Below are 5,907 nucleotides of genomic sequence, written 5' to 3'. Positions count from 1 at the left end.
AATCGCTCGAGCCCGATCTCGCGCCGAAGACCGTGGCGTCGCTCGGCACGCTGCGCCGCCGGCGCCGCAACCGCAACGAGGCGCTATGGGCAGGCGGTCAGCCGTGCGTGGCTTTCGTCGCACGCGACAACCTGATCAACCGCCGCGCCATCGAAAAGGCGTATCTGACCGCAATCGGCCAGGCGCGCAGCGAAGTGCTGCTGGCTAACCCGTACTTCATGCCGGGCCGTAAGCTGCGGCGCGCACTGGTGTACGCGGCGCGGCGCGGTGTCGACGTGAAGCTCATCATCGGGCGCAAGGAGTTCACGGCGCTCGATTACGCGGTGCCGTTCCTGTATCGTGCGCTGCTCAAAGCCGGCGTGCAGATCGCCGAGTACGAGAAAACCCTGCTACACGGCAAGGTTGCGGTGGTGGATTCGAACTGGGGGACCGTCGGCTCGTCGAACCTCGACGCATTGAGCCTGATGCTCAACAACGAGGCCAACGTGGTACTGGTGAACGACCCGTCGATCGGCGCGCTGCGCGAAGCGATCCTCGTCGCGTTCAAGGATTCGCGCCGGATCGACGAGGCGCGCTACGAGGCCCGTCCGGCCGGCGAGCGCTTCCTGAACTGGCTCGCTTATACCAGCTACAGGGCTGTGATGAAGCTGTTGACGGTGGGCGGCTATGACTAGCGCTTCTTTCTTTTTCACATAAGGCGCAAGGGCGCGGCGTCAATGGAAGGAAACAAAAGAAGGCAAACGCCTCTAAAAAATCTCCTTCCTCCGATTGACGGATGCCGCAGAATTGAAACTGGGTTAGAAACCGGTTTCTAATAAAGTCCTTGTTTCGCGGACGGCAGCACTCAATAATAGTACGGCCGTTCGATTTTCTTTCGGTCACATTAGAACGGTAAAAAGCTATGCGAAAAGGCGAACAAACACGAGTCGCGATTCTCGAAGCAGCACTTGATCTGGCAAGCCGCGACGGACTGGAAGGTCTGACGATTGGGTTACTGGCCGAGCGCATGCAGATGAGCAAAAGCGGTGTGTTCGCGCATTTCGGGTCGCGCGAGGATTTGCAGGTCGAAGTCGTGCGCGAATATCACCGTCGTTTTGAAGACGAGGTGTTTTTCCCGAGTTTGCGTGAGCCTCGTGGATTGCCGCGCTTGCGCGCGATGATCTCCCGCTGGATTGAGAAACGCATTCAGGAAGTCACGACTGGGTGCATCTACATCAGCGGCGCGGTCGAGTACGACGATCGCGGAGACAACCCGGTGCGCGAGCAACTGGTGTCGAGCGTGACGATCTGGCGTGCGGCGCTCACTCGTGCAATTTCGCAGGCGATGGAAGAAGGGCATCTGCGAGCCGACACTGATCCGCAGCTGATGCTGTTCGAACTGTACAGCTTCACGCTCGGCCTGCATCACGACGCGCGCTTCCTGCACTTGCCGGATGCAGTGCGTCTCACGTGGGCCGCGCTGGAAAAATTGATTGTTTCGTATCAGAGCGAAAGCCGTTAGCAAGGCCGTCGAACTTAAACAGATTCAGCGGCGCTGAAAGTCCGATTCCACGGACCGAGCTAATAGCCTGGCTCCTTGTCAAACTTTGGAGAGAGTCATGGGACAGTACGCCGCGCCGCTGCGCGACATGCAATTCGTCTTGCACGAGCTGCTTAACGTCGAAGCCGAGATCAAGCAGATGCCGAAGCACGCGGATCTCGATGCGGACACGATCAACGCCGTGCTCGAAGAGGCCGGCAAGTTCTGCGCCGAAGTGCTGTTCCCGCTCAATCACAGCGGCGACCAGGAAGGCTGCACGTACGTCGGCGACGGCGTCGTGACCACGCCGAAGGGCTTCAAGGAAGCCTATAAGCAATATGTGGAAGCAGGTTGGCCGGCACTCGGCTGCGATCCGGAATACGGCGGCCAGGGCCTGCCCGCGTTCGTCAACAACGCGCTGTATGAAATGCTGAACTCGGCGAACCAGGCGTGGACAATGTACCCGGGCCTGTCGCATGGCGCGTACGAATGTCTGCATGCGCACGGCACGCCGGAACTGCAACAACGTTATCTGCCTAAGCTGGTCGCGGGCGTCTGGACCGGCACGATGTGTCTGACCGAGCCGCATTGCGGCACCGACCTCGGCATTCTGCGCACCAAGGCCGAACCGAACCGCGACGGCTCGTACGCAATCAGCGGCACGAAGATTTTCATCTCCAGCGGCGAACACGATCTCTCGGAGAACATCGTTCACCTGGTGCTCGCGCGGCTGCCGGGCGCACCGAATGGCACCAAGGGTATTTCGCTCTTCATCGTGCCGAAGTTCATCCCGAACGAAGCGGGCGAACCGGGCGAGCGCAACGGCGTGAAGTGCGGCTCCATCGAACACAAGATGGGCATTCACGGCAACGCGACCGCCGTAATCAATCTGGACAACGCGAAGGGCTGGCTGGTCGGTGAGCCGAACAAGGGCTTGAACGCGATGTTCGTGATGATGAACGCCGCGCGTCTGGGCGTCGGCATGCAGAGCCTGGGCCTGACCGAAATCGGTTACCAGAACTCGCTGGTGTATGCGAAAGAGCGTCTGCAAATGCGTTCGCTGACCGGCCCGAAGGCGCCGGAAAAAGCCGCTGACCCGATCATCGTCCACCCTGACGTGCGCCGCATGCTGCTCACGCAGAAGGCCTACGCCGAAGGCGCGCGCGCCTTCTCGTACTGGTCCGCGCTGCACATCGACAAGGAACTGTCGCACGCCGACGAATCGGTGCGTAAAGAAGCTGCCGACCTCGTCGCGCTGCTCACGCCGATCCTGAAGGCGTTCCTCTCGGACAACGCGTTCGAGAGCACCAACCACGCCATGCAGATCTACGGCGGCCACGGTTTCATCACCGAATGGGGCATGGAGCAGTACGTGCGCGACGCGCGTATCAACATGATCTACGAAGGCACCAACGCGATTCAGGCGCTCGACCTGTTGGGCCGCAAGATTCTCGGCGACATGGGCGCCAAGATGAAGAAGTTCGGCAAGCTCGTGTCGGACTTCGTCGAAGCGGAAGGCGTGAAGCCGGAAATGCAGGAGTTCATCAACCCGCTCGCCGACATCGGTGAAAAGGTGCAGAAGCTGACGATGGAAATCGGCATGAAGGCCATGCAGAACCCGGACGAAGTCGGCGCCGCCGCCGTGCCGTATCTCCGCACAGTCGGCCACCTGGTGTTCTCGTACTTCTGGGCGCGCATGGCACGTATCGCGCTGGACAACGAAGCGTCGGGCGATCCGTTCTACAAGGCGAAGCTCGCTACGGCACGCTTCTACTTCGCGAAGCTGCTGCCGGAAACGGCAATGACGATTCGTCAGGCACGCGCCGGTTCGAAGTCGATGATGGACGTCGAAGAGTCGCTGTTCTAAGGCACACACCTTACGGCAAACGCCACGCTCTCAAGAGGCGTGGCGCCTTCCACTGCCACAAGCCACACATCGCGAACGTAAGAGACACATTCGCGACACCGCATAACTCCCCGGAGGAACGACGTGAGCAATCTGATCATTCGCAAGGTAGCCGTGCTCGGCGCCGGCGTGATGGGCGCGCAGATCGCAGCGCATCTGATCAACGCCAAGGTGCCCGTGCTGCTGTTCGACCTGCCCGCCAAGGAAGGCCCGAAGAACGCGATTTCCCTGAAGGCGATCGAGAATCTGAAGAAGCTGTCGCCCGCGCCGTTCGGCGTGAAGGACGACGCGCAATACATCCAGCCCGCGAATTACGACGACGACATCGAGAAGCTCGCCGAGTGCGACCTCGTGATCGAAGCGATTGCCGAACGGATGGACTGGAAGCACGACCTGTACAGGAAGGTGTCGCCGCACATCGCACCGAATGCGATCTTCGCGACCAACACGTCGGGCCTGTCGATTACCGAACTGTCGAACGGTTTCTCGGATGAACTGAAGGCGCGCTTCTGCGGCGTGCACTTCTTCAATCCGCCGCGCTACATGCACCTGGTTGAACTGATTCCGACCGCCACGACGCGTCCAGAAATCCTCGACCAACTCGAATCGTTCCTGACGAGCGTGGTCGGCAAGGGCGTCGTTCGGGCGAAAGACACGCCGAACTTCATCGCCAACCGGGTCGGTATTTTCTCGATCCTCGCCGTCATCACCGAAGCCGCAAAGTTCGGTCTGCGTTTCGACGAAGTGGACGACCTGACGGGCTCACGTCTGGGCCGGGCGAAGTCGGCAACGTTCCGCACGGCGGACGTGGTCGGTCTCGACACAATGGCGCACGTCATCAAGACGATGCAGGACACGCTGAAAGACGATCCGTTCTTTCCGGTCTACGAAACGCCGCCTGTGCTGGCTGAGTTGGTGAAGAAGGGCGCGCTCGGTCAGAAGACCGGCGGCGGCTTCTACAAGAAGGAAGGCAAGGCGATCAAGGTGCTCGACCCGAAGACGGGTGAGTACGTCGACGGCGGAGCCAAGGCCGACGATCTGGTGGGCCGCATTCTGAAGCGTCCGCCGGCAGAGCGTCTGAAGCTGCTGCGCGAATCGGAGCACCCGCAAGCGCAATTCCTGTGGTCGATTTTCCGCGACGTGTATCACTACATCGGCGTGCATCTGGAATCGATCGCTGACAACGCACGTGACGTCGATCTGGCCATCCGCTGGGGCTTCGGCTGGAACGAAGGTCCGTTCGAAGGCTGGCAAACGGCCGGCTGGAAGCAGGTTGCCGAATGGGTGCAGGAAGACATCGCGGCAGGCAAGGCGTTGTCGAACGTGCCACTGCCGTCGTGGGTGCTGGAAGGTCCGGTGGCCGAGAAGGGCGGCGTGCATACGAACGAAGGTTCGTGGTCGCCGGCTTCGAAGACTTTTGTGCCGCGCTCGTCGCTGTCCGTCTACGACAAGCAGGTGTTCCGCGCACCGCTGGTCGGCGAAACGTCGGCTGATCCGAAGACCTACGGCAAGACGCTGTTTGAAACCGACGCCGTGCGCGCCTGGGTCGACGACCGTGCGGGTGAGAACGACGTTCTGATTGTGTCGTTCAAGAGCAAGATGAACACAATCGGACCGTCGGTGATCGACGGTTTGACGCAAGCCATCGAACTGGCCGAGAAGGACTACAAGGGCTTGGTCGTGTGGCAGCCGACGTCGCTGAAACTCGGCACGCCGGGCGGCCCGTTCTCCGCAGGTGCAAACCTCGAAGAAGCCATGCCCGCCTTCATGATGGGCGGCGCGAAGGGCATCGAGCCGTTCGTGAAGAAATTCCAGCAAGGAATGCTGCGCGTGAAGTACGCGAGCGTGCCGGTCATCTCGGCTATGTCGGGCATCGCGCTCGGCGGTGGCTGCGAACTGGCGCTGCATAGCGCGAAGCGTGTTGCGCACATCGAAAGCTACGTCGGTCTGGTTGAAGTCGGCGTGGGTCTCGTGCCGGCGGGCGGCGGTTTGAAGGAAGCGGCACTGCGCGCAGCAGAAGCCGCGACCGCAGCCGGCGCGACCAACGACCTGCTGAAGTTCGTGCAGAAGTCGTTCGAAAACGCGGCAATGGCGAAGGTCTCGGCCTCCGCACTCGACGCCCGCGCAATGGGCTACCTGAAGCCGTCCGACACGATCGTCTTCAACGTGTTCGAACTGCTCGATATCGCGAAGAAAGAGGCGCGTGCGCTGTCCGCCGCGGGCTACCGTCCGCCGCTGCGTGTCACGCAAGTGCCGGTGGCGGGCCGCTCGGCGATTGCGACCATCAAGGCATCGCTCGTCAACATGCGCGACGGCCGTTTCATCAGCGAGCACGATTACCTGATCGCCAGCCGTATCGCGGAAGCAGTGTGCGGCGGCGACGTGGAAGCAGGCAGTCTCGTCGACGAAGAATGGCTGCTCAAACTCGAGCGTCAGGCGTTCGTCGATCTGCTCGGCACGCAAAAGACGCAGGAACGGATCA

4 protein-coding genes are annotated in these 5,907 nt (G+C 61.1%); all 4 read left to right on the top strand.

Annotated elements, in window-relative coordinates; translation table 11 throughout:
- A partial coding sequence (locus VFE81_RS20005) for a phospholipase D-like domain-containing protein (protein WP_325046251.1) occupies positions 1–674 on the top strand: 674 nt, incomplete at its 5' end.
- 227 nt (positions 675–901) lie between these two features.
- The gene (locus VFE81_RS20000) at positions 902–1,501 is read left to right on the top strand and encodes a TetR/AcrR family transcriptional regulator (RefSeq protein WP_046566835.1); all 600 of its coding nucleotides are present in this window, start codon (positions 902–904) and stop codon (positions 1,499–1,501) included.
- Positions 1,502–1,598: 97 nt separating this feature from the next.
- Entirely contained in the window at positions 1,599–3,386 is a 1,788-nt protein-coding gene (locus tag VFE81_RS19995; protein ID WP_325046250.1) for an acyl-CoA dehydrogenase C-terminal domain-containing protein, read from the top strand.
- Positions 3,387–3,509: 123 nt separating this feature from the next.
- A partial coding sequence (locus VFE81_RS19990; RefSeq protein ID WP_325046249.1) for a 3-hydroxyacyl-CoA dehydrogenase/enoyl-CoA hydratase family protein occupies positions 3,510–5,907 on the top strand: 2,398 nt, incomplete at its 3' end.

The organism is Paraburkholderia sp., from assembly GCF_035656215.1.
GTDB lineage: Bacteria > Pseudomonadota > Gammaproteobacteria > Burkholderiales > Burkholderiaceae > Paraburkholderia.
The sequence above is the reverse complement of the archived record's forward strand: the minus strand, read 5'-3'. Positions and strand labels throughout refer to the sequence as shown.